The following is a 26496-nucleotide window of genomic DNA, read 5'->3' on the forward strand; positions in this document are numbered from 1 at the left end:
GCGGGAGGGTGGGTCAGCAGCCGTTGAGCACGGACTGCAGGGCGCTCTTCTCGGTGGAGTCGACGGTGAGGCCGTAGTAGTGCTTCACGTGCACCCAGGCGCGTGCGTAGGTGCAGCGGTAGGCCGTGCGCGAGGGGAGCCACTCGCCCGGGTCCTGGTCGCTCTTGGACTGGTTGACGTTGTCGGTGACCGCGATCAGCTGCGGGCGGGTCAGGTCGTTGGCGAAGGACTGGCGCTGGGCAGTGGTCCAGCTGCTGGCCCCTGAGCGCCAGGCCTCGGCGAGGGGGACCATGTGGTCGATGTCCAGATCGGCCGCGGCCGTCCAGGTGGCGCCGTCGTACTCCGAGTACCAACTGCCGCTGGTCGCGGCGCAGGAGGAGTCCTGGACGACACCGGTGCCGTCGCGCTTCAGCACCACCTCGCGGGTGTTGCAGGCGCCCGACTGCGTGATCCAGTGCGGGAACTTGTCACGGCTGTAGCCGGACGAGGAGCCCTCGGCGGAGACGGTGAGCTGGCTCAGATACGTACGGGCGGTCGAGGCGGCGACCGGGGTGGGCATCGCGGCCTGGGCGGTCGGGGCGGTGAGCAGCCCCGAGGTGGCGGCGAGCGCGGCCGAGGCGGCGAGGACGGCTATGCGACGCGCGTAGATACCGGACATTCGAACTCCCTTGATGTGGGGGGCTGTTGAGCGGACGACCTGCGAGCCCGGCCATCGTGGCGGCGCCGGGTTTCGGTGGGGTGGTCGTCAGGTAACAGAGTGACGACATGCGCACGTCACATCAAGAGGTAGGACGGTCGGTCTGACGTCCCGTCCGAAAGGTGTTCGACGCGCAGGGGTGACGGCCCCGCAGTTCCGGGGCCGGGGGCGCCCCTCTAGGGTGACCGCGTGCTGCTTCCGGTCAGTCCCGCGCTCGGGGCCGTGCTCGCCGTGCTCCTGGTGTCCGCCGTCGCCGTCGCGGCCTGGGCGTCGCTGGGCCGGTCCCGTGAGATCGCCGTCGCCGGGGTGCGGGCCGCGGTCCAACTGGCCGCTGTCTCCCTGCTCATCGGCTGGGTGGTGCGCTCGCCGGGGCCCCTGCTCGGCTTCCTGGTGCTGATGTTCGCGGTCGCCGTGCGCACCGCGGGCCGGCGGATCACTCCCAACGGCACCTGGTGGTGGGCCGCCCTGCCGATCGCGGCGGGCGTCGTACCGGTGGTGGTGACGCTCCTGCTCACCGGGCTCCTGCCGTTGCGCGGCATCGCGCTGATCCCGGTCACGGGCATCCTCATCGGGGGCGCGCTCACCGCGACCGTGCTCGGCGGGCGGCGCGCGCTGGACGAACTCGGGGCGCGGCGGGGGGAGGTGGAGGCCGGGATGGCGCTCGGTCTGCCCGACCGGGACGCCCGGCTGGAGATCGCCCGCCCCGCGGCGTCGGACGCGCTGCTGCCGGGCCTCGACCAGACCAGGACCGTCGGGCTCGTCACCCTGCCCGGGGCCTTCGTAGGCATGCTGCTGGGCGGCGCCTCACCTGTGGAGGCGGGCGCCGTTCAGCTGTTCGTCCTGGTGGCACTGATGGCGGTGCAGGCGGTCGCCGTCGCTCTGGTGCTGGAGCTGGTCGCGCGGGGGGTGCTGCACCGGGAGTGACTCGGGGCGGGCCGTCAGGGCGCGAGGCGCCCGGAAGGCCCCCGGGACCTACCGGGCGTCGACGTGCAGACGGATCGAACCGTCCGCGGCCGCCTCCACCCGGAGCTGCGTCAGGTCCTCGACATGGGCGTCGGGGGAGAGCGCCGCCGCGCGCGGGCCTACGCCCACGACGCGCATGCCGGCCGCACGGCCCGCCGCGATGCCCGCCTCGGAGTCCTCGAACACGATGCAGTCCGCCGGGTCGAAGCCCAGCTCGGCCGCGCCCTTGAGGAAGCCCTCGGGGTCCGGCTTGCTGGCGCCGACCATCTCCGCGGTGACACGGGTCTCCGGCACCGGCAGCGCCGCGGCCGTCATCCGGGCCTGGGCGAGCGCCTCGTCGGCCGAGGTCACGAGTGCGTGGGGAAGACCGGCGATCGACGCCATGAAGGCGGTGGCGCCGCCGATGGGCACCACGCCGTCCGTGTCCGCGGTCTCCTCGGCGAGCATGATCCGGTTCTCCGCGTAGTTCTGCTCCATGGGGCGGTCCGGCAGCAGGGCGGCCATCGTGGCGTAACCCTGGCGGCCGTGGACCACCTTGAGCGCCGCTTCGGGGTCGAGTCCCTGTGCGATCGCCCAGCGGCGCCAGCAGCGTTCCACCACCGCGTCGGAATTCACGAGGGTGCCGTCCATGTCCAGCAGGAGGGCGCGGGCTTCGAGGACGGTGGCCGACATCGGCATGCTCCAGAGCGCGGGGGAACAGCTCGTAGCTGCGGGTGGAGAAAACACGGGTGAAGAAAACAAGCAGCCCCGCCCGCCGGTCAGGGAGAACGGGCGGAGGCTACTTTGTTCCACCACGATACAAAAACCGTCGCCGAAACGCCAATCCTGTGCGCGGGCGGACCGGATCCGCCCCCGGGAGCCGACCGGATCCACCCTCAGGACCGGCGAGGCCCCTCAGGACCGGCGCCCCTGGCCGCTCGTCTGCGCCTCCAGGGCGCGCCGCGTCTCCGGGCCGTAGACGCCCGACGGGTCGCCCTGGACCGAGACCCACCTCTGGAACTCCGCGACGGCCTGCTCCACCTGCTCCGAGTAGTCGCCGTTCTCCGGTCCGCGGTAGACCCAGATCTCCTGCAGCCGCCGCTGGAGCTCCGAGACCTCCGCACCCCGGTCCCCGCGCCGCAGCGTGCTCCCGGACGCCTCCTCGGCAGGCGGCGCCGCCGCGGTCGTGGCCGGGGCCTTCGTCGCGGACACCGACGGTGACGGCGGGGCCGAAGCGGACGCCGAAGGCGACGCCGACGGGCTCTTCGAGGGTGAGGGGGACGCCGAGGGTGACGCCGACGCCGACCGGGACGGCGTGGCCGAGGGGGACGCCGAAGGGGACTCCGACACCGACGCGGCCGGCTCGCCGCCCGTGTCCGGCACGCTCGCCGTCACCTCGGGCAGCGCCGCGTCCCGGCCGTCCTTGTCGTCGAACAGTCCGCTCGCGAACGCGGCCGTACCCACCACCGCCGCCACGGCCGCCCCCACGGCGACGACGACGAACGGCCGGCGACGGCGGGGCTGCACCGGGTCGGGGCCACTGCCCGCGTAGCCCGCGGCGGTACGCCGACGGGTCTCGTCGGCGGCGACGGCACCGGGCAGCGGACCGGGGCCGGCCCCTGGCGCGGCGCCCGGCTCCGCCCCGGGAGCTCCGTCCCGTACGCCGTCCAGGAACAGCGGCATCGTCGTGGCCGCCGCTGCCGCCTCCGGCCGGGCCGGCTCGTGGTCCTGGGTGTCGTCGCTGCTCAGCGTCACGTACGGACGGATCCGCAGCGGGTCGAAGTCCTCCGCCGCCGCGATCTCCGCCGACCGGGCGTCCCGCTCGGCCGTACGGCCTCCGCAGGCGCACCCCGCCCCGGGTCTCGCGCCCTGCTCGCCGCCGCACTCCGGGCACATGTGTCCGGTCATCGTGGGTTCCCCTCCCCATTGAACTGCCTGCGATTATGCAGGCCGCCACGGGGAAGCCCAACGCCCGTACCACTGCTCGGCAGGCCATAACGGCACACAGCGGCCAGGATGGGGGTGAAGCGGACCCGAGGAGATGCTCATGGCCCAGCAGTTGAGCCCGCCACCCCTTGCAGCAGGTGAGGGGCGGTCCCGGCGGAATGTCCTGGTGTCCATCGGCGCACTGCTCCTCGGCATGCTGCTCGCCGCACTCGATCAGACCATTGTGTCCACGGCCCTGCCCACGATCGTCAGCGAACTGGGCGGCCTGGACCATCTGTCCTGGGTGGTGACCGCCTACCTGCTGGCGGCGACCGCGGCGACCCCGCTCTGGGGCAAGCTCGGCGACCAGTACGGGCGCAAGAAGCTCTTCCAGACGGCCATCGTCATCTTCCTCATCGGCTCCGCGCTCTGCGGCATGGCCCAGAACATGCCGCAGCTGATCGGCTTCCGCGCACTCCAGGGGCTCGGCGGCGGCGGGCTGATGGTGCTGTCGATGGCCATCGTCGGCGACATCGTCACCCCGCGCGAACGAGGCAAGTACCAGGGTCTGTTCGGCGCGGTGTTCGGCGTGACCAGCGTGCTGGGACCGCTGCTCGGCGGCTTCTTCACCGAACACCTCAGCTGGCGCTGGGTCTTCTACATCAACCTGCCCGTCGGCATCGTCGCGCTGCTCGTCATCGCCGCGGCCCTGCACATCCCGGTCCGCCGCACCAAGCACACCATCGACTACCTGGGCACCTTCCTCATCGCCTCCGTCGCGACCTGCCTGATCCTCGTCGCCTCACTCGGCGGGACCACCTGGGCCTGGAGCTCACCGCAGATCATCGTCCTCGCGATCCTCGCCGTGGTGCTGCTCGTCGCGTTCGTCGCGGCCGAGCGCCGGGCGGCCGAGCCGGTGCTGCCGCTGAAGCTGTTCAGGCAGCGGACCTTCAGCCTCGTCGCCGTCATCAGCTTCGTCATCGGCTTCGCGATGTTCGGCGCCATGACCTATCTGCCGACCTTCCTCCAGGTCGTGCACGGCATCACCCCGACCCTGTCCGGTGTGCACATGCTGCCCATGGTCTTCGGCCTGCTGCTCACCTCGACCGGCTCCGGCCAGATCGTCAGCCGTACGGGCCGCTGGAAGGTCTTCCCGATCGCCGGCACCGCCCTCACCGTCGTCGGCCTGCTGCTGCTCCACACGCTCTCCGAGACCAGCTCCACCTGGACGATGAGCCTCTGCTTCTTCGTCTTCGGCGCCGGGCTCGGCCTGGTGATGCAGGTGCTCGTGCTGATCGTGCAGAACTCCGTCGGCTACGAGGACCTCGGCGTCGCCACCTCCGGGGCGACCTTCTTCCGCTCCATCGGCGCGTCCTTCGGTGTGGCCGTCTTCGGCACCATCTTCACCAACCGGCTGTCCGGCAAACTCGAGGCCGCCCTCAGCGGCCGTGCCCTGCCGCCCGGCGTCGACGCCGGGGCACTGGCCGCCGACCCCCGCGCCATCGGCCGCCTCCCCGCGGACCTGCGCCCCTCGGTGCTGGACGCCTACTCCACCGCGATCACCGATGTCTTCCTCTACGCGGCACCCGTCGTCCTCGTCGCCTTCGTCTTCGCCTGGTTCCTCAAGGAGGAGCCCCTGCGCGGGTCGGTGACGGCGCCCGACACCAGCGAGACCCTGGCCTCGAACCCGGTCCACCGCTCCTCGTACGACGAATGCGCCCGCGCCCTGTCGGTGCTCGCCACCCGGGAGGGGCGCCGGGAGATCTACGAGAAGATCACCGAGAAGGCCGGGTACGACCTGCAGCCCGCCGCCAGCTGGCTCCTGCTGCGCATCAAACGGCACGGCACCGTCGAGCCCGGCCGGCTCGCCGAGGTCGCCCCCGTGCCGCTGCGGGTGATCACCTCGGCCGCCCGTCAGGTGGAGGGGCACGGCTTCGCCCGCCGCGAGGGCATGCAGCTGGTGCTCACCGACAAGGGCGCGGAGGCCGTGGTCAGGCTCTCCGAGGCCCGTGAGGAGTCCCTGGCCGAGCTGCTCGGCGACTGGTGGGGACCGGACCGGCCCACCGACCTGATCCGCCTGGTGACGGAGCTGTCGGCCGAGGTGAGCGGATCGAGCAAGGAGCGCCCGCACATGCCCGAACCGCGCCGTGACCACTCCGTGGGCTGACGGCCCGGAGGCTCAGAGGTCCTTGGCGAACCAGTGCTCGGCGTAGGGGCCCTGGTTGAACGCCGGGATCTCCGCGTACCCGTGCTTCGCGTACAGCCCGCGCGCCTCCACCAGGTCGTTGCGGGTGTCCAGCCGGATCCGCCGCACCCCGAACGCCCGCGCGGCGCTCTCGACGGCCGTCAGCAGCAGGCCGCCGCCGCCCGTCGAGCGGAAGGCGGGCCGGACGAACACCCGGGTCAGCTCCGCCGTCGCCGCGTCGACCAGCCGCAGGCCCGCGCAGCCGGCCGGCTTGCCGTCGTACCGTCCCACCAGGAACTCGCCGGTGGGCGGTGCCAGCCGGTCGGCACCGTCGTCCCTGAGACCGTCGTCGATCTCCGCCGTGGTCGCCGGGCGGCCCCAGTAGCGGCTCGCCACCTCGTCGTAGTAGTCCCGCCGCAGCAGGGCCGCATCGGGGCCGGCGAAGTGTTCGGGGGTCACGGTCCAGGTCACTGATCCATTCTGTCCTTGGTGTGACGGCGTGACGAACCATTAATACGCAGACGAACCATCAATGCGCAGGGGGCGGCGATCATGAGGGACACAGCAGTCGAAGCACCGGTCCAGCGGCTCGGGGAGCGGTGGATACGGGAGCTGGCGCGGCCCGGCGGGGGCAGCTTCGTGTGCTCGCCCGCCGGACTGTGGCTGGCCCTGACCGCCGTCGCGGCGGGCGCCCGTACGGAGACGGCCGCCGAGCTGCGGACGCTGCTCGGGGTGGCAGGCCAGGAGGCCGCCGCCGTGGTGACGGAGGCTGCGCGTGACTGGGGGCGCACCGAGGCGCTGAACGTGGCGACCCGGGTGTGGAACAGCGTGCCGCTCCACCCGGAGTACGAGCAGGCGCTGCCGGACATCGCCTTCGGCCCGGTCGACGTCACGGAGATCGACGCATGGGTCCGCGAGCGCACGGACGGCCTGATCGAGCGGCTGCCGCTGGACCTCGGCGGCGACGTCGCCCTCGCCCTGGTCGGCGTGCTCGCCCTGAACGCGCTCTGGGAGGCGCCCTTCGACAAGGCGCGCACCCGCGACCTCCCCTTCACCGACGCGGCGGGCACGACCCTGCCCGTGCCGACGATGCACGCTCCGGTCCGGCGCGGGGGCGCCTGGACGGCATCGGGCGCGTACGTCGTCGAACTGCGCTGCCGTACGGAGCCCGGCGGCGCGGCACCGGCGCGGGTCAGGTTCGTCCTCGGGGAGCCGGGCGAGGCGGCGGACCGGGTCCTTCCCCTGGCGTGGGCCCCGGAGGAGTCGCGGGCGGCGGTCGACGCCGACGCCGTGACCGTCGCACTGCCGCGCCTCACTCTGCGCACAAAGATCCGGATCACCGGGCAGCTGCCGGCGCTCGGCGTGCGGCTCGCGACCGACCCCGCTGCTGCGGACCTCTCCGGCCTCTCGCCCGTATGCCTCCACATCTCCGAGGCGGTCCAGGAAGCGGTGGTGAAGATCGCCGAGAAGGGCGTGGAGGCCGCGGCGGTCACGGTGGTGGCGGCGCGGGCCGCGGCCGCGAGGCCCCAGGTGGTGCGGCACCTCGCCTTCGACCGGCCCTTCGGAGTCGTCGTCCTGGACGGCTCGTCGGACGTCCCCCTCTTCGCGGGCTGGCAGGCGGACATTCCGGCGCACGAGGGCTGATTCCGGCCTCCCGGGGGCGGCCGCACGAGCCGTCACCCACCGGTGGGCGGGCATTCTTTCGGCAAATCAGTGGTGACAGTCAGGCTAAGTGGGGGTTGATTGGGGCTATCTCACGGGGCAATGCGAGGCTTCATCCGCACATACCCGGGCCGATGGGACAGTGCATGGAAACGGGAGGGGCGGCGCAGCGTGGCAGACGTGGAGCGCAGTGTGCGGGGGGACGCGGCGGCGGACCCGGGGACCAGAGCCGCGGCGGTCAGAGCTTTCCTCTGGCTGCTCGTCGGGGTCCTGGCGGTACGGCAGGTGGCGGTGGTGCTGCGCCGGCCACCCGGTGAACGCCTCACCGATCTGGAGACCTGGACCGGTGCGACCGGGGTCCTGCACATCGCGGGGTCCCTGTACGAACCGGGCCGGTTCACCGGGACGCCGTTCGCCGGACTGGCGCTGAGACCGCTGACGGTCTCGGCCGAACAGGCCCTCGGCGTCGTCTGGACCTTCGGTTCGCTGCTGCTCGTCGTGGCGCTCGGCTTCGTCGCCGTCCGCGCCCTGCCCGCACCGGTGAGCCGGCGCACCGCGTTCCTGGCGGCGCCCGTCGCGGTCACCCTGCTGATGGTGTCGCTGCCGGTCCGCACCACCCTGCATCTGGGCCAGACCAGCATTCTGCCGGTCCTGCTGGTGCTCCTCGCCTGTTTCGCGGTACGGGGCGAGCGCCTGCCCGGCGTGCTGACCGGTGTCGCCGCGGCCCTCCAGCCCGCCGTCCTGCTCTTCGCCGTCCTGCTCTGGCTCACCGGGAGACGCAGGGCCGCCGTGAGCGGTGGCGCCACGTTCGCCGTCTGCACGGCGCTGGCCTGGGCGGTGATGCCGCGTGACTCCTGGGCGTACTGGGTGCACCATCTCGCGGGCGCCGGACTCGGCGAGCGCCCGGACAGCCTGGCGAACCAGTCACTGCACGGCGCGCTGCTGCGGTTCGGGCTCCAGGGCCCCCTGGAGATCGCCCTGTTCCTGGTTCTCGCCGCCGCCGTCGTCGTCCTCGGTCTGCGCCGCGCCACCCGCTACGCCCGGGACGGGCAGTTGCTCCTGGCCGTCGCGGTCACGGGCTGCGTCGCCGTCGCCGTGTCGCCCACCGCCTGGCAGCACCAGCTGCTCTGGGTGCTGCTCGCAGTCGTCGGACGGGTCGGCACCCGGGCCTCGGACCGGCTGGTCTGGCCGGCGGTCGTGGTGCTCGTGCTCACCCTGCCCGGGAAGATGCTGCTGCCCAACGTCGGCGTGGTCCTTCCCGTGCGGGACAACGTGCTGCTCGTCGCCGCCCTCGGCGCGGCCTGCGCCGTGCCGTTCCTGTCCCGCACCTCGCCGCACTGGCAGCGGCCGGTCCCCACGGACTACGCGAAGCCGGTGCCCGCGCGGTACGCCTGGGTGCCGCTGCTGCCGTTCTGGCGCCGGGTGCTCAGCCGCCCCAACCTGCTGCTGGAACTCCTGCTCATCCGGGTCGTCTACTCCGCGTACGCGCAGGTACGGCTGGCGGCCACCGCCGGGCGCTCCACCGCCGAGGAGCACGGCCGGCAGATCCACTCCGCCGAGCAGTGGCTGCACATCGACATCGAGCACTGGGCGAACCACACCGTGGTCGCCATCCCCTGGCTGCGCGACTTCTTCGACTACTACTACTCGACGTTCCACTTCATCGTGCCGCTCGCCATCCTCGGTGTGCTGTACGTACGCCGGCCCTCCGACTACCGCTGGGCCCGCTCCACCATCGGCTTCGCCACGGTCCTCGCCCTGCTCGGCTTCTGGCTCTACCCGCTGGCACCGCCGCGCCTGATGCCGGGACTCGGCTTCATCGACACGGTCCACGGGGTGCAGGACCTGGACAGCCCCGACTTCGGGGCGCTGACCGCGATGACCAACCAGTACGCGGCGATGCCGTCCCTGCACTTCGGCTGGTCGCTGTGGTGCGGTGCGGTGATCGCCCTGCTCGCGCCGAAGGCGTGGATGAAGGTCCTGGGGCTGCTGCACCCGCTGTTCACGGTCTCCGCCATCATCGCCACGGGCAACCACTGGGTGCTGGACGCGGTCGGCGGAGCGGCCGTGGTGGCCGCCGGCTTCGGGCTGACGTACGCCCTGGCCGGGCCCCGCAGGCTCCGGTCCGCCGAGGCCGGAGCGGCCGGGCAACCGGACCTCGACCGTGGGGCGGGGACCGCCGGGGACGCCGTACCCGAACCGGCCGGCACCAAAGCGTAAGCGCCGTACGGAGGCTCTACGGGGGGTCAGGCATCGAAGTCCGCCCGCGCGTCGAACGCGGCGCGGCGGGTGGCCCGGCGCAGGGCCCTCAGCAGCGTCGGGCCGATGGCCACGGTCAGCGCCACGGTGAGGACGGCGCGGCCCAGGTCCCAGCCCAGCGAGGTCGCGGTGCAGTAGGCCAGGAAACGGACCAGGTTCTCGTGCAGCGGGTCGCCCGCGACGAAGGAGATCCCGGTGCCGAGCCCGGGCACGATCGTCCAGCCGTACAGATTCATGACCGTGCCGTACGCGAACGCCGCCACAAAGCCGTACCCCGCCAGCATCAGCAGCTCGCCCCGGCCGCGCAGCCGGTCCGGGCCGGGCAGCAGGCCCGCGCCCATCGTGAACCAGCCCATCGACAGCATCTGGAACGGCATCCACGGCCCGACCCCGCCCGTGAGCAGCGCCGAGGCGAACATCGTGACCGAGCCGAGCACGAATCCGAAGCCGGGGCCCAGTACCCGGCCGCTCAGCACCATCAGGAAGAACATCGGCTCCAGGCCGGCGGTTCCGGCGCCCAGCGGGCGCAGCGCCGCGCCGACCGCGGCGAGCACGCCCAGCATCGCCACCGCCTTCGCGTCCAGGCCGGAGTCCGCGACCGTCGCGAGGACCACCCCGACGAGCAGCACCAGCAGGACGGCGAAGAGCCACGGCGCGTCCTGCGCGTGGGCGAGACCCGAGCCCGCCCCCGCCAGCAGCGGCCAGCCGAAGGCGACCAGCCCGACCGCGCTGATCAGGACGAGCGCGGCGACGGCGTGCGGGCCGAGCCGCACCGGGCGGGCGGACCGGGACGTCATGCCAGGCCCTCAAGGGCCGTGCGCACCTGCGACACCGTCAGCCACTCCCGTGGCGCCAGGATCTTCGCGGTCTGCGGGGCGAAGGCCGGGGAGGAGACCACGACCTGCCGGGTCGGACCGTCGGCGACGGCCTCACCGTCGGCCAGGATCACCACCCGGTGCGCCAGCTCCGCCGCCAGTTCCACATCGTGCGTGGCCAGGATGATGGCGTGACCCTCGGCGGCCAGCCGGCGCAGCACGCCGACGAGCCGCGCCTTCGCCGCGTAGTCCAGGCCGCGCGTCGGCTCGTCCAGGAGGAGGAGCGGGGGCCGGGCGGTGAGCACCAGGGCGAGGGCCAGCGCCAGCCGCTGCCCCTCGGAGAGGTCACGGGGGTGGACGTCGTCCGGCACCCCGGGCAGCAGCTCGGACACCAGCGCCCGGCAACTGCCCGCGGGCGCGCCCGCGTCGGAGTCGGCCGCCGCGCACTCGGCGGCGACCGTGTCCGCGTACAGCAGGTCGCGCGGCTCCTGGGGGACGAGACCGACCCTGCGCACCATGTCGCGCGGCGGCGTACGGGACGGCTGGAGCCCGCCGACGAGGACGGAACCCGTGGTCGGCTCGGTCATCCCGACGAGGGTCGTCAGCAGGGTCGACTTCCCCGCGCCGTTACGTCCCATCAGGGCCACGGTCTCGCCCGGCGCGACGGACAGGGTTACCCCGCGCAGCGCCTGGACCCGCCCGTGCCGCACCCCGAGTCCCTCGGTCAGGACGGCGGGGCCGTGGGCCGGGGGCTTCGCGGGGCCGGGGCCCGGACGGCGGCCGAACAGCCGGGCCAGCAGACCCGGGCGGGCGCCGGCCGGGGCGGGGAGCGGGGCCACCGCGGTGTCCGCCGGGGTCTCGCGCGGCGGCGGTTCCACGTCGGCCAGCCGCTCCCTCAGGTCCACCGCACGGCGCCGGGCGTCGCGCACCGACAGCGGCAGCGGATCCCAGCCCACGAGCCGTCCCAGGGCCACCACCGGCGGCCGTACGGGGGAGAGCGCCATGATGTCGGCGGGTGCGCCCATCACCGGGGCGGCGCCGGGCTCCGGCAGCAGCAGGACCTGGTCGGCGTACTGCACGACGCGCTCCAGCCGGTGCTCGGCCATCAGCACCGTCGTGCCCAGGTCGTGCACCAGCCGCTGGAGGACCGCGAGGACGTCCTCGGCGGCCGCCGGGTCCAGGGCGGACGTCGGCTCGTCGAGGACCAGGACCCTGGGGTGCGGGGTGAGGACGGAGCCGATCGCGACCCGCTGCCGCTGGCCGCCGGAGAGCGTGGCGATCGGCCGGTCGCGCAGCTCGGCCAGCCCCAGCAGGTCCAGCGTCTCCTCGACGCGGCGCCGCATCACGTCCGGGGCGAGGCCCAGCGACTCCATGCCGTACGCCAGCTCGTCCTCGACGGTGTCCGTGACGAAGTGGGCGAGCGGGTCCTGGCCCACCGTGCCGACCAGGTCGGCGAGTTCACGCGGCTTGTGGGTCCGGGTGTCACGGCCGCCGACCGTGACCCGGCCGCCCAGCACCCCGCCGGTGAAGTGCGGCACGAGACCGGACACGGCACCCAGCAGAGTCGACTTACCGACACCGGACGGGCCGACGACCAGCACCAGTTCGCCCTCGGGGATCGTGAGGCCGACCCCGGACAGGGTGGGGCGCTCCGCGCCCTCGTACCGCACCGAGACGTTCTCGAACCGGATCATGAGCGCTCCTTGGAGTCCGAGGGGTGAGCGGGCAGCGGCGCCGCCACGGCGGGCGGCGGCGCGACGACAGGGGGCAGCGGCGCCACCACGGCGGGCAGCAGACCGATCAGCACGGCGGCGGCGGGCCACAGCGGGAGCACGGGAGCGGTGAGCGGGACGACGCCCGGACGCAGGGCCTCCGGGGCGGCGGCACCCGCCCAGATCATCGCCGCCGCGACGGCCGCTCCCGAGCCCGCGACGAGCCAGGCGCGTACGCCCCAGCGGTCCGGCCGGTAGCGGGTACGCACCGAGCGGCGCCCGCCGAGCCGGAGCCCCGCCAGCGCGGCGAGCAGCCCGGCCAGCAGCAGCGGCAGCCCGTGCACGGCGCCCTGCGCGGCCAGCAGTCCGTACGTCCCCGCGCACACCCCCAGCAGCCCGCCGAGCGTCAGCACATGCGTGGTGCGGCGGACGGCGGGCGGGACCTGCGCGGTGCGCCCGTACCCCCGCGCGTCCATCGACGCAGCGACGGCCACCGAGCGTTCCAGCGCGCCCTCCAGCACCGGCAGCCCGATCTGGAGCACCGCCCCGATGCCCCCGGTCGGACGGCCGCGCAGCCTCCGGGCCGTCCGCAGCCGTGCCACGTCCGCGACCATGTTCGGCGCGAACGTCATGGCGACGACGACGGCGACCCCCACCTCGTACAGGGCGCCCGGCAGCGACTTCAGCAGCCGGGCCGGGTTGGCCAGCGAGTTCGCGGCGCCGATGCAGATCAGCAGGGTGGCCAGCTTCGCGCCGTCGTACAGCGCGAAGACCAGCTGCTCCGCCGTGACCCGGCCGCCGATCCTCACCCCCTGCGCCCAGTCGGGCATCGGCACGTCGGGCAGCGTGAACAGGGTGTGCGTGCCGGGCACCGGGGAGCCGAGGAGGACGGAGAACACCAGCCGTACGCCGACGACGAACAGCCCGAGCTTGATGAACGCCCCGTACGAACGGGCCCACGGCGCGTCCGTGCGGCGCGCCGCCACCACGTAACCGGCGACGCCCACCAGCAGCCCGAGCAGCAGCGGATTGGTCGTACGGGACGCGGCGGTCGCGAGCCCCAGCGCCCACAGCCACCAGGCCCCGGCCGGCAGGGCGTTGGCGCGGGTGGCCTCGGGGGCGCGCAGGGCAGGGTGGAGCCGGGCCGGGCCGGTGGAGCGGGTCATCGGCGGCGGCGGGCCTGCAGCACGGCGGCGACACCCAGCACGAGCACCGCGCCGACACCGGTGAGCACCCCGACCGAGGGGCCGCCGTCGCCGTCGTCATTGCCGTCGCCGTCGCCGTCGTCGGAGGCGGCGGTGTCGGAGGAGTCCGTGGTGGACGCCTCGGCCGGGTCGGTGGCCTCGGGGGACCCGCCCCCGCCGACCTGCTCACCGCAGCCCGACCGCGGATAGCCCGAGATCGCGCACAGCATCGCCGAGCTGTCGTAGCGCAGCGGCTTCGCCACCGCGGCGAGGGCCTCCGCGGTGCTCGCGTCCGGCGCGACCTGCGCGCACGCGGCACGCAGCGCGGGCGGCTTCTCGCCGTCCGGGGCGTCCTCGGCCGTACCCGGGTCGATGACCAGCGCGACGCGCTTCAGGCCGTCCTTCGCCGGGGTGCCGGCGCAGACGGCCCCGAAGTCGGGCGCGCGGCGCGGCTGCGCGGAGTCCTGAGAGTCGGCGCTCACCGAGAAGCGGAACCCCTGCACCGCGCCGTCGTCCGGGCGGACCAGGGAGGGCCCCTGGGTGGCGTACGTCCAGTTCTTCCCGCCGTCGCTCTCCCAGAACGACCAGTAGCGGTAACCGGCCGCCTGCGCGCTCCCCGCACCCAGCACGGCCAGGACGGCGCCGACGAGGAGGAGCACCGCCGCTGTGACCGGCGGGCGCCTCACAGCTGCTGGTTCTTCCGGCGTCCGCTCAGCAGGAAGCCGATGCCCGCGCCGAGGGCGAGACCGATGCCGATGATCCACCAGAGGCCGAGCCCCTCGTCGTCGCTGCTCGTGTCCGCGGGCTTCTCCGGTGCCGTCGCGGTCGGCGAGGGCACCGCGGTGGCGGCGGGCGCCGGGCCCGTCGCGTTGAGCTGTGCGACGAGGTCGACGCCGCCGAAGTCACGGGCGTCGCTGCCGGTCGCGTGGGCGGCGAGCACCAGCTGGGCGTTGGCGGCGGGGCCGCCCTCCTTCGCCCAGCCCTGGGCGTGCTTCTCCAGGTACGCGACCGCCTCGGCCGCCTTGTCCTTGTGGCCCGACGCCGCCAGCGCCACGACCGCGTCCGCCGTGTTGCCGAAGTCCGGCTGCGGCGCGGACTCCTCGGCGCCCGGCATCGGCGGCAGATCCAGGTGTCCCGACCCGGCGAGCGTCTTCGCCAGGTAGTACGCGCCGTTCTGCGCGGACTGCTCGGCGGTGAGGCCGGTGCCCTTGGTGCAGACGGGGGCCTTCACCGCGTTGGAGTTCCCCGCGGCCATGCCCTTGCCCATCGCGCCGATGACCGCGGCCGCCGTGGCGTCCGCGTTGGCGGTGAGCTTGCCGTCCTTGTCCGGCTGGTAGGCGAACGCCCCGCCGTCCTTGCCCCCGCACGGCAGCGCGAAGGTCTGCAGCGCCGTGTACGGAGTCTTCCCGCCCGCCTTGGTGACGTCGGCGAGCGGCACACCCGCCCGTGCCAGCGCCCCGGTCACGACGGCGGTGGAGTTGGCGTCGCTCGGGCTGCCGGCGTTGTAGCCCCAGCCGCCGTCCTCGTTCTGCACGGACTTCAGCCAGGTGACCCCGTTGTCCACGACCTCGCGGTGCACGGCCAGTTCGACCATGGCCTGGACCGCGGCCGCCGTGGCGTTGGTGTCCGCGACCGTCTTGGCGTCGCAGGGCTTCGAGGCGTCGCGGTAGGAGGCGAAGGCCCCGCTGTCGCACTGCTGGCCGACGAGCCAGTCCACCGACTTCGTGGCGGGCGTGACCAGTTCGATCTTCTGGGCGAGGAAGGCGAGCGACTGGCGCCACACGCCGTCGTACGTCGGGTCCTTGGTGCCGTACAGCCCCGCCGGAAGATCGGGCGTGGAAGGGGACGGGGACGGACTCGGCGCGGCGACCGCCACCGGGGCGGCCGCTCCACAGAGCACGGCGGTGATCGCGAGCGCTGCCGCGCGGCGGCGTACGGACATGGCGGGCTGGGCCTCTCGAATGGGGTTTCCCCTGCTCGAGCCAGGCCGAGCGCGTAGGGGTCGGGTCGGCGCCGGATTCGCACCGGCTTCCCCCTGTACGGGCATGATGAAGACCCGCCCACTCTACCGGGGCGCTCCCGACCCCCTCCGGGCGGACAGCCGCACCTCGTGGACGAAGGGCCTTCCCAGCAGGTCAGAGCCCGTGCCAGACTCCGGCGGGGGTCACACGGGCGCGGGCCCGTGCGGGTGCGACGACCGGTGGGAAGCATTCAGTGCGAGGGACCAGAAGAGGCACGGCGGCCGCCGCCGTGGCGGCCGGATTCATGACCGTGACGGCGGGCTGCGGCCTCACCGGTGACAGCGGGAGCGTCCCGGCCGCCTCCCCGGAGCCCACCCCGCCGTTCGTCACGCAGACGGTCGCCGACGAGATAGCCGGCTTCGCCCGGGCCGGGGGCCTCCCGCCGGGCGACACCTCCACGGCCGCGCTGCCGAAGGGCGACTGGCACACGTGCGTGGCCCCGTGGACGGGCTACGCGCCGGCGGCGGACGCCGCCGGCGCCTTCGAGGCGACGGTGCTGCGGCTGCGGCAGCACGACTGGGAGATCGTCTCCAGCCACGCCGAACGGGACGTCACCTACCGCACCCTCGCCAAGCGGGGCTGGAAGCTGTACGCCCGGTTCTACGCCGACGCCGACACCGCCCGGACCGTCTCCCTCACCGCGGTCGAGGACGGCTGCCGGCTGCCCGGGAAGATCAGGAGCACCTACGAGGACCCGGCCTGACAGCCGGAGTCGGCGATCACGAAGTGGCCCGCCGGTGACTCCCGGAGCGTGTGCGTGACGAAGGTGTTGTACAGCCCCATGTCCTGCTCCGAACCGTTCGCGTAGGCGTGCCCGCCGGAGGTGTGGGCCCGGCCCGCCGCCACATGCGCGTAGTTCGTCGCGGTGAAGCACCGGGCGGGCGCGGTGCCGCCCGACGTGGTCGCGGTGACGGCGGACGAGCCGGCCCCGGCGGTACCCGAGGAGTCGGCCGCCGTCACGGAGTAGCGGTAGGAGGTGCCGGCGGTCAGTCCGGTGTCCGTGAAGGACGTCGAGGCGGTCGTGGTGATCTTCGCGCCGTCCCGGTACACCGCGTAGGAGGCGGCGCCCGACACCGCGTTCCAGGCCAATGAGGCGCTGCTGTCGGTGACCCCGGTGACCTTCAGGCCGGCCGGGGCGGGCAGCCCGCCCCCGCCGCCCGGGGTGTCCTTGTCCAGCCCCCAGAACACGCCCGTGTGGTACGCCGAGCAGATGGTGTTCAGGAAGTACGCGGCCGTCGACCCGCACTGCTCGGCGCCGGACCCCGGGCTCACCGGCAGGCCGTGCCCCATGCCGGACACCGAGAACGTCTCCACCGCGGGCTGCCCGGACGCGTCGTCGTAGATGCTCTGGGTGGTGTTGCCGGGCAGGCTCCGGGTGCTGGACGGGGTCTGGCCGATGCCCCAGACGTCGGTCCACTGGTCGCGCAGCGCCGTCGCGTTGGCCGGGTAGACCGTGTAGTCGGAGGTGCCCTGCCAGATCGCGACCCGGGGCCACGGGCCGGTCCAGCCCGGGTAGGAGGCGCGGACCTTGTCGCCCCACTGGGCGGGCGACAGCTTCTGCGGGCCCGTCTGACAGCCCGACGCGGCGGCCTGGCTGGTGGCACACTGCGCGGGCAGCCCGGAGGCCACGGACCCGCCCGCGAAGACGTCCGGGTAGGCGGCCAGCAGATCGGCGGTCATCCCGCCGCCCGCCGAGAGCCCGGTGACGTACACCCGGCGGCCGTCGGAGCCGTACGTCTGCTTCGCGTACTCGACCATCTGCACGATCGACGCCGCCTCGCCCCGGCCCCGCGTGCTCTCGGCCTGGTCGAACCAGCCGAAGCAGGACAGCGAGTTGTTCGCCGAGGTGGTCTGCGGGAAGACGACGTCGAAGCCCCAGAGGTCGGCGTACTTGGTCCAGCCCGAGTTGGTGTAGTACGCGTTCGCGGACTGGGTGCAGCCGTGCAGCGCGACCACCAGGGGCGCGCCTTCCGCGACCCCGTCGGGCGAGTAGGCGAACATCTGGAGGTTGCCGGGGTTCGAGCCGAAGCCGGTGACCTGCTGGAGACCGGCGGCCGCCGGGGCCGCGGGCGCGGCGGCCGCGGAGAGCGGATGCGCGGCGAGCAGGGTCAGTACGGCGACGGAGGCGACGCGGCGGAGCAGGCGTCGCAGGATCGGTGGGCGCACGGTGGGGCCTCCTCGTCGGACGTGCGGACAGTCGTGCGGACAGATGTGCGGACAGTCGTGGGGGCTGTCGTGGGGACGTGCGGACGGTCGTGGGGAACTGCTGCCGGAACCTATGAGCAGGGGGCGGGGCCGCCCATGTGGCAGGCGGACATCCGCCGCTCCCCGCTGTGTGCGGCGCTCCTCTTGCGCCGCCGCCCCGGCCCACCCGTGCGCTCCCGGGCCCCCGGCCCGCACCATGTACGCCGCCACCATGCGGCCGTACCGGGGTGTGTGCACCGGCCCCGTGTGATGCGGGCGGCGACATCCTTACGGTGACGCCCATGGAGACTTCCCGGACCCCCCAGCACGACCCCCTCGCCCCCTCCGCCCTCGCCGGACGCACCGCCCTGGTCACCGGGGCCGCCAGCGGCATCGGACTGGCCTGCGCGCAGGCGCTCGCCGCCGCCGGAGCCCATGTGCACGTCGTGGACAAGGCGGGCGACGCCGCCAAGAGCGTGGCGGCACGCATCGGCGGGACGGCCTGGGTGGCCGACCTCTCACTCGCCGAGGAGGTGGACGGGCTGCCCGCCGACGTGGACATCGTGGTCAACAACGCTGGGCTCCAGCACGTGGCACCCGTGCACGAGTTCCCGCCGGACCGCTTCGCACTGATCCACCGCGTCATGGTGGAAGCACCGTTCCGCATCTTGCGCCGCACGCTCCCCGGCATGTACGAACGCGGCTGGGGCCGCGTGGTCAACATCTCGTCCGTGCACGGGCTGCGCGCCAGCCCCTACAAGTCGGCCTACGTCTCGGCCAAGCACGCACTGGAGGGCCTCAGCAAAGTGGTCGCACTCGAAGCGGCGCCGCACGGCGTGACGAGCAACTGCGTCAGCCCCGGCTACGTCCGCACCCCCCTGGTCGAGGACCAGATCGCCGACCAGGCCCGCAGCCACGGCATCTCCGAACAGGAGGTGGTGGGCCGGGTGCTGCTGGAACGCAGCGCCCTCAAGTCGCTGATCGAGCCCGCCGACGTCGCCGGGGCCGTCCTGTGGCTGTGCGGGCCGGGCACGGCCCACATCACCGGCAGCTCCCTCACGATGGACGGCGGCTGGACCGCCAACTGAGAAGCTGACGCCCGACCGCCCCGAAGCCGGAAGAACGATGGCCGCCCATGTCTGAACCGTCCCCCTCCGCCGCACCGCTCCTGGCGCGCCTCCTCGACCTGCTGGCCGACGACGCCCCCGCCGAGGAGCTGGGCGCCGTCACCTCGGAGGCGAGGGCCGCAGGTGTGCCCGCGGCCGACCTGGCCGAGGTGGAGCGGGCGGCCGCCACCGCCCTGCGGATCAGGGGCGCCCTGCGCCAGCACCGGCGCAGGGAACTCCAGCTCACCGCCCTCTTCGACACGGCGGGCGACCTCGCGGCCTCCCGTGACCTGGACGACGTGCTCAAGGCGATCGTGCGGCGGGCCAGGATGCTGCTCGGCACCGACACCGCCTATCTCACGCTCCCCGACGAGGAGGCCGGGGACACCTACATGCGGGTGACCGACGGATCGGTGTCCGTGCTCTTCCAGCGGCTTCGGCTCGAACTGGGCGAGGGGCTCGGCGGCCTCGTGGCCCAGACCGCCAGTCCGTACGCCACCCCCGACTACCGCACCGACGACCGCTTCCGCCACACCCGCAACATCAACGCCGGTGTGCTGGATGAAGGGCTCGTCGCGATCCTCGGCGTCCCCCTGCTGCTCGGCTCCAGCCGGGGCGGCACCGGAAAGGTCATCGGGGTCCTCTTCGCCGCCGACCGCGCCGCCCGGGTCTTCAGCCCGGACGAGGTGGCCCTGCTCTGCTCGCTCGCCGCGCACGCCGCGATCGCCATCGACACCGCCCGCGCCCTGGACGACACCCGGACCGCCCTCGCGGAACTCGCCGGCGCGAACGAGGAGCTCGCCGGGGCCAACGCCGCCGTACGCGCGCACTCGGCCGCCATGCAGCGCGCCGAGGAGGCCCACGACCGGCTCACCGACCTGGTGCTGCGCGGCGGCGACGTGAAGGACGTCGCCGTGTCCGTCGCCGGACTCCTCGGCAGCCCCCTCACCATCCATGACCCCGGCGGACGTCCGCTGGCCGCCGTACGGACCGACGGCACCGGGTTCGCCGCCGACAGCATGGACGCGGGCTGGCTCGCCGGGACCGCCGAGGAGTCCCGCCACGGGGCGCGCGCCGTGCACCGCGACGGCCGGTGGATCTGTGCCGTGCTCGCCGGCCAGGAGCTGCTGGCCAGCCTGGTGCTGCACCGGCCCGACCGGCTCGACGACTCCGACCGGCGGCTCTTCGAACGCGCCGCCGTCGTCACCGGCCTGCTCCTGCTGCTGCGCCGCACGGTCGCCGAGACCGAGAACCGGATACGGGGCGAGCTGATCAGCGACCTGCTCGGCGACCCGGAGCGCGACCCGGCCGGGCTGGCCGAGCGGGGCCGGAGGCTGGGCATCGACCTGGACCGGCCGCATCTGGTGCTCGTCGCCGAGGCGCAGGCCAGGGAGAGGCTCGGCGGCGCCGCGATGCGGTACCTGTTCGGCGGCGACATCCACGGGGTGAGCGCCGAACACGCGGGCACGGTCGTGCTGCTGATCGACTGCGACGACGAGGGCACGCCCGCGGGCGGCGCCGCACGCGCGGCGGCGGCGCAGCTCGGCCACCTCGTCCAGGCACCCGTCACCGTCGCCGGTACGGGCCCGGCGGCCGGCGCCCGTGAACTCGCCGCCGCCTACGCGGAATCCGCCCGCTGCCTGCGCGCCATGCGGGTGCTGGGGCGCGAGGGCGAGGGGGCCGACGTCGGCGAACTCGGCTTCCTGGGCGTCGTCCTGGGCAACGCGAAGGACGTGGACGGCTTCGTGACCGCCGTACTGGGCCCGCTGCTGCGCTACGACGAACGGCGCGGCACCCATCTCGTACGGACGCTACGGGCGTACTTCGGCGCGGGCGGCAGCCTGATCCGGGCCAAGGACGAGCTGCACGTGCACGTGAACACGGTGGTGCAGCGTCTCGACCGGATCCAGGTGCTGCTGGGCCGCGACTGGAACGAGCCCGACCGCGCGCTGGAGCTCCAACTCGCCCTGCGGCTGCACCTGCTGTCGGGCGGCCGGGAGGGCTGAGCACCCCGGTCCGGAGGGCTGAGCACCCCGGCCGCCCGCCCCCTCAGTCCGGCAGCGCAGCCCGCAGCAGGGCATCGGCGACCTCTCCGGCCCCCTTCTTCCCCGTCAGCACCGTGTAGTGGTTGACGCCCTCGACGCGCACCGCCCTGACGTTCGTGTCCGGCTGGCCCGCCGCCGCCAGCCGGGACTCGTCGTACAGCCCCTGCTCCTCGTTCATCAGCCCCCGCTCCGCCCACAACAGCGTTGCGGGATGCGGCAGTTCGCGTACGGCCGCGAGCACCTCGTCCTGGAAGAGGCCCACCCCGTCCGTGCGGACCGCCTCCAGCCGGCAGCCGGAGCGCAGCGCGGGCTCCTCGCCCGTCAGGTCCCGCTGGATGTACGCGTCCACCTCGGGCGACCAGTCGTCGTCCCCGAACGCGGGGTGGGCCTGCCAGAACGAGCGGTACGCGTCCCGGTCGGGGAAGGTCATCGAGAGCCGGTCCATGGCGGGCCCGATCACGGCCGTGATCAGCTCGTCGGCCGACAGATGGGTGGGCGCGGGGAACCCGAACCCGCCGTCGACGAGGACCAGGGGGCCGAAGCGCCCCGGATGGCGTGCGGACGCGAGCGCGGCGACGAAGGCGCCCATCGAATGGCCGGCCAGCACCACCCGGTCCCCGCCGAGCGCCCCGGCCACCGCGGCCGCGTCGTCCGCGTGCGCGGCGATCCCGTACGGGCCGGGCAGCCCCGCGCTGCCGGCCCGGCCGCGCAGGTCGGGGGCGACCAGCGTGGCCCGGCCGGCGAGCTCCCGGGCCACCGCGCCCCAGGACAGCGCGTTGGCCGTGATGCCGTGCAGGGCCACGGCCACCGGAGCGTCCGGATCGGGGGCGGGCCAGCGCAGCGCGGCCAGTTCGCCGCCGGTGACGGGGATGCGTAGCTCCTCGTACGGGATCATCGGTGCTCCTCACGGGTCCTGCGCAGTCGGGACGGAAGACGGGCCAGGCCGCCGGGCAGCAGGTGTACCACGGCCACGAACAGCACCCCGAGCAGGAACAGCGGCTGGGAGAGCGGTACCCGCAGGACCGCGGGCAGATCGGCGACCGCGCCCGAGCCGGCGAGGTCGCCCAGCCGGTGGTCGGCCCAGGTGTAGAGGATGCCGCCGACCATCGGGCCCCAGCGGGTGCCCGATCCGCCCAGCACCACCATGACCAGCAGCGACAGGGTGAAGTCCGAGGTCGTCGTCTGCGGTGTGGAACCGCCGGTCAGCAGCAGGTGGACGAGCCCGCCCGCCGCCGCCAGCGCCCCGGCGAGGACGAACGCCGTGAGCTTGAACCCGTACGGCTTCAGGCCCAGCACCTCCACCCGGCGCTCGTTCTCCTTGATGCCCTCCCAGACCCGGCCGGTGGGGGAGCGGACCGCCCGGTGGACGACGGCGAGGGTGAGGACGAGGTAGGCGAGCGCGATCCAGTAGAGGTTCGCGGTGTGGTCGATGCCCACCAGCCAGGACGGCAGCAGCTCCGCCGGGGCCGCCCGGCCCTCCTCGCCCCCGGTCAGGCCGCCCGGATTGCGTGAGACCAGGATCGAGCCCGCCTGCGCGAAGGCCAGCGTCACCATGGAGAAGCCGATGCCCGAGACCCGCAGGCTCACCGAGCCCAGCACCAGCGCGAGCAGGGTGCCGGAGCAGAGGCCGAGGACCGCGGCCACGGCGAACGGCAGACCGGCCTCCAGGAGGAACATGTTCGTGGCGTAGCTGCCCGCCGCGAAGTACAGGGCGTGCCCGAAGGAGAGCAGCCCCGTGCGGCCCAGCAGCAGGTCGTAGCCGGTGGCGAGGGCCCCGAACAGCAGGCAGGTCGCCAGGAGTTGCAGGCTCCCCGGGCTGCCGACCGGGCCGTCCAGCAGCCCGGGGAGGGGCAGCGCGCTGTACGGCGCGACGGCCAGCAGCACCAGGACGGCGGCCGGCCACCAGCGCAGCAGCCGGGGCCCCTCGCGCCCGGGGGCCGTCTTCACGGCGGTGGGCGTGGGTGCGGGTGTGGTGGCGGTGCTCACGCGAGCCTCCCGGTCAGTCCGCGCGGCCGGACGAGCAGCAGCGCGGCGAGCAGGACGACGACGGCCAGGTCGCCGAGGCCCGCTGCGGTGTAGTAGTTGGCGAACTGCTGGACCAGGCCGATGACGACGGCCGCCACGGCCGCACCGGTCACCGAGCCCATGCCACCCGTGACCACGACGACGAACGCGAAGATCAGCAGCGAGGTGCCCTGCCGGGGGTCGACCGAGCCGAAGTAAAGCCCGCCCAGCGCCCCGCCCAGCGCGGCCGCGCAGCCGCCGATCGCGAAGACCAGCGTGAACGCCTTGCGGACGTCGATGCCGAGCGCGGTCACCATCGCCCGGTCCTCGACACCGGCCCGTACGACGAGCCCGTGCCGGGTCCGGCCGAGGAACAGGCGCAGGGCGACGAGGACGACGACCGCCGCGGCGATCAGGACGATCCGGTTGACGGGCACGTCCGCGCCCAGCAGCCCGAAGGTGCCGGACAGGGCCTCGGGCCCGGGGAACGTCCGGGCGTCCGAGCCCCAGACGCCCGACAGCAGCGCGGGCACGGCCAGCCCCACACCCACCGTGGCCAGGACCTGCTCCCGGGGCCGGGTGTACAGGGGGCGTACGACGACCAGTTCCAGCACCACGGCGGCCAGCGTGCCCACCGCCGTACCGAACAGGACCGCCAGGGCGAAGCCCCAGCCGCCGGGGCCGGCGCCGGGCAGATTCCCGGACGCCGCCCACCAGGTGCCGTACGCGCCGATGGAGAGCAGCGCCCCGTGGGCGAAGTTGAGTACGTCCATCAGGCCGAAGATCAGCGAGAGGCCCGAGGCGATGAGGAAGTAGAGCGCCCCCAGACCGAGTCCGGTCATGGTGAGCAGCACGATGGTGGACATCAGGAATCCGCCTCAGCTGTGAGTGGGGTGAGCGGGCCCCGGCCCACGCCGAGCAGCCGCCGGGTGGCCTCCTCGTCGCCGAGCAGCCCGGCCGCCTCGCCCTGGTGGGCCGTCCGGCCGTCGGCGAGCACCGCGCAGTGCGCGGCGAGCCTGCGGACGACGGCGAGGTTCTGCTCGACCAGGAGCACGGGCACCGCCTCCGCGGCGCGCTCCAGTACCTGGGCGACCTCGGTGACGACCTTGGGGGCCAGGCCCTTGGTGGGCTCGTCGGCGATGATCAGCCGGTTCCCGTTGAGCAGGGTGCGGCCGATGGCCACCATCTGCTGCTGCCCGCCGGACAGGGTCCCCGCCAACTGCCGCTCCCGGAGCTTCAGTTCGGGGAAGAGCTCATGGACAAGGCCGTACGCGGGCCCGTCCGCGCCCCGGCGCTCGGCCAGCCGCAGGTTCTCGGCCACGGTGAGGCCGGCGAAGATCCCCCGGTCCTCGGGGGCGTAGCCGACGCCCCGGCGGACCAGGGTGTGGGTGGGCAGGCCCACGGTCTCCTCACCGTCCAGGAGCACGCTGCCGGTGCGCGGGACCAGCCCGAGGATGCCGCGTACGGTCGTGGTCTTGCCGGCCCCGTTGCGGCCCAGCAGCGCGGTCACGCCGTGGCGGGCCACGTCCAGGTCCACGCCGTGCAGGATGTGCCGGCCGCCGATGAGGACCCGCAGGTCCCGTACGACGAGCAGTGCGGGCGCCGTCACAACTCCTCCCCGAGGTAGGCCTGCTGGACGACCGGGTCGGCGGTCACCGCGCCCGGGGTGTCCAGGGCGAGCAGCCGGCCGTGGTGCATCACGGCCAGCCGGTCCGCGAGTCCCAGCAGGACGTCCATGTGGTGCTCGACCATGAGCACGGTGCGGCCCTCGTCGCGGTGCAGCGCCCGGATCAGCTCGGTGAGGGCCGGGACCTCCTCGGCGCTCACCCCGGCCATCGGTTCGTCGAGCAGCATGAGCCGGGGCTCGCCCACCAGCAGCACCGCGAGCTCCAGCTTGCGCTTCTCGCCGTGCGAGAGCTCGGCCGCCGTGGCCCCGGAGCGATGGCCGAGACCGGTGCGCTCCAGCACGCCGCCCACCTCGGCGGTGTACGCGGAGGCGCGCCGCCAGAGCCGGTGCGAACCGCCCCGCGCGGCCTGCGCGGCCAGCCGGACGTGCTCGGCCACCGTCATCTGCGGCCAGAGGCTGGAGGTCTGGAAGGTCCGTCCGATCCCGCGCCGGGCGCGGGTGTGCACGGGCAGGCCGGTCAGGTCCGCGCCGTCCAGCGCGAGGGTGCCGGTGGTGGCCGGGACGATCCCGCTGATCAGGTTGAACAGGGAGGTCTTTCCCGCCCCGTTGGGCCCGATGAAGGCGAGGAACTCGCCCTCCCGGACATCGAGCGTGACGTCCTCGACGATGGCCGCCCCGCCGACGCGCCACCCCAGTCCGTCCAGCCGGAGCACCGGGGCGCCCGTACGCGCCCCCTCGTCCCGCGCGGTGGCGGTGCCGGATGCCGTCATGGGTCAGCCCGCCGAGGGCTTCGCGGGCGGGGCCACGGCGTCCATCGGCTGTGTGCTCACCAGCTCGGGCTTCGCCGCGGCTCCCGACCCGACGAGCTTGGCCACGAACATCGGCTGGACCAGCGCGTGGTCCTCGGCGCGGATCTGCTGCTTCCCCTTCACCCCGTCGAAGCTCCAGCCCTCCAGGGCCTTCACCATGGCGGCGGTGTCGGTGGCGCTGCCCTCCTCGACGGCCCGCACGATCATCTGCGCCGCGGTGAATCCGTCGGTGCTGAACAGGTCGGGGGTGCCGCCCGCCTTCCCGACGCCGTCGATCATCGCCTTCTCCACGGCGTTGCCGCCGCCCGCGCCCGGGAAGTAGTGCGCGAGGAAGGAGACCTTCGCCCCGGCCGCCCCGAACACCGGGTACGAAGCCGTGCCGGCCAGCCCGGTGACGACCTTGCCGGCGCTCAGCACGCCCTGCTGGTCCAGCGCGGTCCACAGGGCGGGGGCGGTCGCGCCGGCCCAGGCGACGAAGACCAGATCGGGGCCGCCCGCCTTGACCTGCCGGGCGAACGGCGTCAGGTCCGTGGCGCTGGGCGGGGCGAGGACGGAGCCCACCGTCGCTCCCTCGGCCCCCAGGACCGCCTTCACGGCGGCGACGTTGGCCTGGCCGAAGGTGGAGTCCTGCGCGAGGACGGTGACCTTCTTGCCCTTCGGGTCCCCGAGCATGGTGCCCGCCGTCAGGATGTCCTGGTAGGACTGCCGGCCCGACCGGAAGGTGTACGTGTTGATGCCGGTCACCGCGTCCGTCGCGGCCGGGCCGTTGACGTACAGCACCTTGTTCTGGGCCGCCAGCGGTGCCATCTGGAGCGCGACCCCGGAGTCGGTGGTGCCGGCCAGCACCTTGTAGCCCTTGCCGATCAGGTTCTTGGCGGCGGAGACGGCCTTCCCGGGGTCGCCCGCGTCGTCCTGCTCGGTGACCTCGACCGGGTGGCCGCCCGCCTTCCCGGTGCCCTTCGTCGCGTAGTCGAGCCCTGCCATGAAGCCGTCGCGGTACTGCTTCCCGTACGCGGCGAGCAGTCCCGTACGGGAGTAGACGAGGCCCACCTTCACGGCCTCGTCCTCACCTTTGCCCGACCCGGATCCGCTGCCCGCCTGCCCGGCGGCGGTGCATCCCACCAGGAGCAGACCGGCGGCGCCGAGCGCGGTCGCGGTCAGGGTTCTTCTCTGGACGGTGCCTACGGCTCTGCGACGCATGGTGACCGGCTCCTCGGCAGGGTTCGGGTGATGTCGGCCGAACCGTACGAACACCGTGGCGCCGTCGATATGGTGCAGGGAACCTCACCTGGGCGGGTGCCGGTGTGGGCACCGCACA

Annotated in this window: 23 protein-coding genes; 7 read left to right on the forward strand and 16 right to left on the reverse strand. The window is 73.9% G+C overall.

From position 1 onward, the window contains the following. Positions 1 to 13: 13 nt before the first annotated feature. Entirely contained in the window at positions 14 to 658 is a 645-nt protein-coding gene (locus tag ACIRD8_RS01500) for an HNH endonuclease family protein (protein ID WP_403984822.1), read from the reverse strand. A 228-nt stretch (positions 659 to 886) separates the two neighbouring features. Here ACIRD8_RS01500 and ACIRD8_RS01505 point away from each other — a divergent pair, with 228 nt between their 5' ends. Further along, positions 887 to 1621 (forward strand): ABC transporter permease, encoded by a 735-nt coding sequence (locus tag ACIRD8_RS01505; protein ID WP_403984824.1) that lies wholly within the window; start codon positions 887 to 889, stop codon positions 1619 to 1621. 48 nt (positions 1622 to 1669) lie between these two features. On the opposite strand, the gene ACIRD8_RS01510 is transcribed toward ACIRD8_RS01505, so the two are convergent. Together ACIRD8_RS01510 and ACIRD8_RS01515 are read right to left on the reverse strand one after the other, a co-directional pair. Then, positions 1670 to 2332, reverse strand: a complete 663-nt coding sequence (locus ACIRD8_RS01510; protein WP_403984826.1) for an HAD-IA family hydrolase — start codon at positions 2330 to 2332, stop codon at positions 1670 to 1672. Positions 2333 to 2554: 222 nt separating this feature from the next. Further along, positions 2555 to 3547 (reverse strand): peptidoglycan-binding protein, encoded by a 993-nt coding sequence (locus ACIRD8_RS01515; RefSeq protein ID WP_403984828.1) that lies wholly within the window; start codon positions 3545 to 3547, stop codon positions 2555 to 2557. 139 nt (positions 3548 to 3686) lie between these two features. Between ACIRD8_RS01515 and ACIRD8_RS01520 the strand changes: the two genes are divergently transcribed. Further along, positions 3687 to 5732 (forward strand): DHA2 family efflux MFS transporter permease subunit, encoded by a 2046-nt coding sequence (locus tag ACIRD8_RS01520; RefSeq protein WP_403984830.1) that lies wholly within the window; start codon positions 3687 to 3689, stop codon positions 5730 to 5732. A gap of 12 nt (positions 5733 to 5744) precedes the next feature. Here the strand turns inward: ACIRD8_RS01520 and ACIRD8_RS01525 are convergent, their stop codons facing one another. After that, entirely contained in the window at positions 5745 to 6221 is a 477-nt protein-coding gene (locus ACIRD8_RS01525; RefSeq protein ID WP_403984832.1) for a GNAT family N-acetyltransferase, read from the reverse strand. Between the two features lie 81 nt (positions 6222 to 6302). On the opposite strand from ACIRD8_RS01525, the gene ACIRD8_RS01530 reads away from it, so the two are divergent. Both ACIRD8_RS01530 and ACIRD8_RS01535 read left to right on the forward strand, forming a co-directional pair. Then, on the forward strand, positions 6303 to 7394 hold the full coding sequence (locus tag ACIRD8_RS01530) for a serpin family protein (protein WP_403984834.1): 1092 nt from the start codon (positions 6303 to 6305) through the stop codon (positions 7392 to 7394). Positions 7395 to 7583: 189 nt separating this feature from the next. Further along, positions 7584 to 9632, forward strand: a complete 2049-nt coding sequence (locus tag ACIRD8_RS01535) for a bifunctional glycosyltransferase 87/phosphatase PAP2 family protein (RefSeq protein ID WP_403984836.1) — start codon at positions 7584 to 7586, stop codon at positions 9630 to 9632. A 26-nt stretch (positions 9633 to 9658) separates the two neighbouring features. Here ACIRD8_RS01535 and ACIRD8_RS01540 read toward each other — a convergent pair whose 3' ends face one another. The 5 genes from ACIRD8_RS01540 to ACIRD8_RS01560 are packed head-to-tail and all read right to left on the reverse strand — an operon-like array spanning position 9659 to position 15324. After that, positions 9659 to 10468 carry an ECF transporter S component gene (locus ACIRD8_RS01540; RefSeq protein WP_403984838.1) on the reverse strand — a complete coding sequence of 270 codons (810 nt, stop codon included), beginning with the start codon at positions 10466 to 10468 and terminating at the stop codon, positions 9659 to 9661. Next, on the reverse strand, positions 10465 to 12180 hold the full coding sequence (locus ACIRD8_RS01545) for an ABC transporter ATP-binding protein (RefSeq protein ID WP_403984840.1): 1716 nt from the start codon (positions 12178 to 12180) through the stop codon (positions 10465 to 10467). The genes ACIRD8_RS01540 and ACIRD8_RS01545 overlap by 4 nt, the downstream gene beginning before the upstream one ends. Further along, a complete protein-coding gene (locus tag ACIRD8_RS01550) occupies positions 12177 to 13364 on the reverse strand; it encodes an energy-coupling factor transporter transmembrane protein EcfT (protein ID WP_403984842.1) in 1188 nt (395 codons plus the stop codon). The genes ACIRD8_RS01545 and ACIRD8_RS01550 overlap by 4 nt, the downstream gene beginning before the upstream one ends. Then, entirely contained in the window at positions 13361 to 14068 is a 708-nt protein-coding gene (locus ACIRD8_RS01555) for an SCO2322 family protein (protein ID WP_403984844.1), read from the reverse strand. The genes ACIRD8_RS01550 and ACIRD8_RS01555 overlap by 4 nt, the downstream gene beginning before the upstream one ends. After that, on the reverse strand, positions 14065 to 15324 hold the full coding sequence (locus ACIRD8_RS01560; RefSeq protein ID WP_403984846.1) for a prenyltransferase/squalene oxidase repeat-containing protein: 1260 nt from the start codon (positions 15322 to 15324) through the stop codon (positions 14065 to 14067). The genes ACIRD8_RS01555 and ACIRD8_RS01560 overlap by 4 nt, the downstream gene beginning before the upstream one ends. A gap of 272 nt (positions 15325 to 15596) precedes the next feature. Between ACIRD8_RS01560 and ACIRD8_RS01565 the strand changes: the two genes are divergently transcribed. Next, on the forward strand, positions 15597 to 16106 hold the full coding sequence (locus tag ACIRD8_RS01565) for a hypothetical protein (protein WP_403984847.1): 510 nt from the start codon (positions 15597 to 15599) through the stop codon (positions 16104 to 16106). Here the strand turns inward: ACIRD8_RS01565 and ACIRD8_RS01570 are convergent. Beyond that, positions 16088 to 17569 carry a PHB depolymerase family esterase gene (locus ACIRD8_RS01570; RefSeq protein ID WP_403984849.1) on the reverse strand — a complete coding sequence of 494 codons (1482 nt, stop codon included), beginning with the start codon at positions 17567 to 17569 and terminating at the stop codon, positions 16088 to 16090. The genes ACIRD8_RS01565 and ACIRD8_RS01570 overlap by 19 nt on opposite strands. A gap of 320 nt (positions 17570 to 17889) precedes the next feature. Here ACIRD8_RS01570 and ACIRD8_RS01575 point away from each other — a divergent pair, with 320 nt between their 5' ends. Together ACIRD8_RS01575 and ACIRD8_RS01580 are read left to right on the forward strand one after the other, a co-directional pair. Further along, on the forward strand, positions 17890 to 18675 hold the full coding sequence (locus ACIRD8_RS01575; protein WP_403984851.1) for a 3-hydroxybutyrate dehydrogenase: 786 nt from the start codon (positions 17890 to 17892) through the stop codon (positions 18673 to 18675). Between the two features lie 47 nt (positions 18676 to 18722). Next, positions 18723 to 20699: a helix-turn-helix domain-containing protein gene (locus ACIRD8_RS01580; RefSeq protein WP_403984853.1), complete on the forward strand. Its 1977-nt coding sequence runs from the start codon at positions 18723 to 18725 to the stop codon at positions 20697 to 20699. 43 nt (positions 20700 to 20742) lie between these two features. Here ACIRD8_RS01580 and ACIRD8_RS01585 read toward each other — a convergent pair whose 3' ends face one another. Genes ACIRD8_RS01585 through ACIRD8_RS01610 form a run of 6 tightly spaced genes read right to left on the reverse strand, consistent with a single transcriptional unit; the run spans position 20743 to position 26378 of the window. Beyond that, positions 20743 to 21633, reverse strand: coding sequence for an alpha/beta fold hydrolase (locus tag ACIRD8_RS01585; RefSeq protein ID WP_403984855.1), 891 nt, complete (start codon positions 21631 to 21633; stop codon positions 20743 to 20745). Next, complete coding sequence (locus ACIRD8_RS01590; protein ID WP_403984857.1) at positions 21630 to 22724, reverse strand: branched-chain amino acid ABC transporter permease; 1095 nt, start codon at positions 22722 to 22724, stop codon at positions 21630 to 21632. The genes ACIRD8_RS01585 and ACIRD8_RS01590 overlap by 4 nt, the downstream gene beginning before the upstream one ends. After that, a complete protein-coding gene (locus ACIRD8_RS01595; RefSeq protein WP_403984859.1) occupies positions 22721 to 23608 on the reverse strand; it encodes a branched-chain amino acid ABC transporter permease in 888 nt (295 codons plus the stop codon). Before ACIRD8_RS01595 ends, ACIRD8_RS01590 begins: the two co-directional genes overlap by 4 nt. Further along, entirely contained in the window at positions 23608 to 24351 is a 744-nt protein-coding gene (locus ACIRD8_RS01600; protein ID WP_403984861.1) for an ABC transporter ATP-binding protein, read from the reverse strand. Before ACIRD8_RS01600 ends, ACIRD8_RS01595 begins: the two co-directional genes overlap by 1 nt. Then, entirely contained in the window at positions 24348 to 25139 is a 792-nt protein-coding gene (locus ACIRD8_RS01605) for an ABC transporter ATP-binding protein (RefSeq protein ID WP_403984863.1), read from the reverse strand. Before ACIRD8_RS01605 ends, ACIRD8_RS01600 begins: the two co-directional genes overlap by 4 nt. Positions 25140 to 25142: 3 nt before the next feature. Then, complete coding sequence (locus ACIRD8_RS01610) at positions 25143 to 26378, reverse strand: substrate-binding domain-containing protein (protein ID WP_403984865.1); 1236 nt, start codon at positions 26376 to 26378, stop codon at positions 25143 to 25145. Between the last annotated feature and the right edge of the window lie 118 nt (positions 26379 to 26496).

The organism is Streptomyces sp. NPDC102451, assembly GCF_044765485.1.
Taxonomy (GTDB): Bacteria; Actinomycetota; Actinomycetes; order Streptomycetales; family Streptomycetaceae; genus Streptomyces.

What these genes read in the sequence shown, in the direction of transcription:
- ACIRD8_RS01545 (WP_403984840.1), bottom strand. Translation starts at nt 12,180, where the DNA reads ATGATCCGGTTCGAGAACGTCTCGGTGCGGTACGAGGGCGCGGAGCGC.
- ACIRD8_RS01515 (WP_403984828.1), bottom strand. Translation starts at nt 3,547, where the DNA reads ATGACCGGACACATGTGCCCGGAGTGCGGCGGCGAGCAGGGCGCGAGA.
- ACIRD8_RS01605 (WP_403984863.1), bottom strand. Translation starts at nt 25,139, where the DNA reads ATGACGGCATCCGGCACCGCCACCGCGCGGGACGAGGGGGCGCGTACG.
- ACIRD8_RS01500 (WP_403984822.1), bottom strand. Translation starts at nt 658, where the DNA reads ATGTCCGGTATCTACGCGCGTCGCATAGCCGTCCTCGCCGCCTCGGCC.
- ACIRD8_RS01520 (WP_403984830.1), top strand. Translation starts at nt 3,687, where the DNA reads ATGGCCCAGCAGTTGAGCCCGCCACCCCTTGCAGCAGGTGAGGGGCGG.
- ACIRD8_RS01610 (WP_403984865.1), bottom strand. Translation starts at nt 26,378, where the DNA reads ATGCGTCGCAGAGCCGTAGGCACCGTCCAGAGAAGAACCCTGACCGCG.
- ACIRD8_RS01530 (WP_403984834.1), top strand. Translation starts at nt 6,303, where the DNA reads ATGAGGGACACAGCAGTCGAAGCACCGGTCCAGCGGCTCGGGGAGCGG.
- ACIRD8_RS01540 (WP_403984838.1), bottom strand. Translation starts at nt 10,468, where the DNA reads ATGACGTCCCGGTCCGCCCGCCCGGTGCGGCTCGGCCCGCACGCCGTC.
- ACIRD8_RS01510 (WP_403984826.1), bottom strand. Translation starts at nt 2,332, where the DNA reads ATGTCGGCCACCGTCCTCGAAGCCCGCGCCCTCCTGCTGGACATGGAC.
- ACIRD8_RS01560 (WP_403984846.1), bottom strand. Translation starts at nt 15,324, where the DNA reads ATGTCCGTACGCCGCCGCGCGGCAGCGCTCGCGATCACCGCCGTGCTC.
- ACIRD8_RS01595 (WP_403984859.1), bottom strand. Translation starts at nt 23,608, where the DNA reads ATGTCCACCATCGTGCTGCTCACCATGACCGGACTCGGTCTGGGGGCG.
- ACIRD8_RS01580 (WP_403984853.1), top strand. Translation starts at nt 18,723, where the DNA reads ATGTCTGAACCGTCCCCCTCCGCCGCACCGCTCCTGGCGCGCCTCCTC.
- ACIRD8_RS01550 (WP_403984842.1), bottom strand. Translation starts at nt 13,364, where the DNA reads ATGACCCGCTCCACCGGCCCGGCCCGGCTCCACCCTGCCCTGCGCGCC.
- ACIRD8_RS01575 (WP_403984851.1), top strand. Translation starts at nt 17,890, where the DNA reads ATGGAGACTTCCCGGACCCCCCAGCACGACCCCCTCGCCCCCTCCGCC.
- ACIRD8_RS01585 (WP_403984855.1), bottom strand. Translation starts at nt 21,633, where the DNA reads ATGATCCCGTACGAGGAGCTACGCATCCCCGTCACCGGCGGCGAACTG.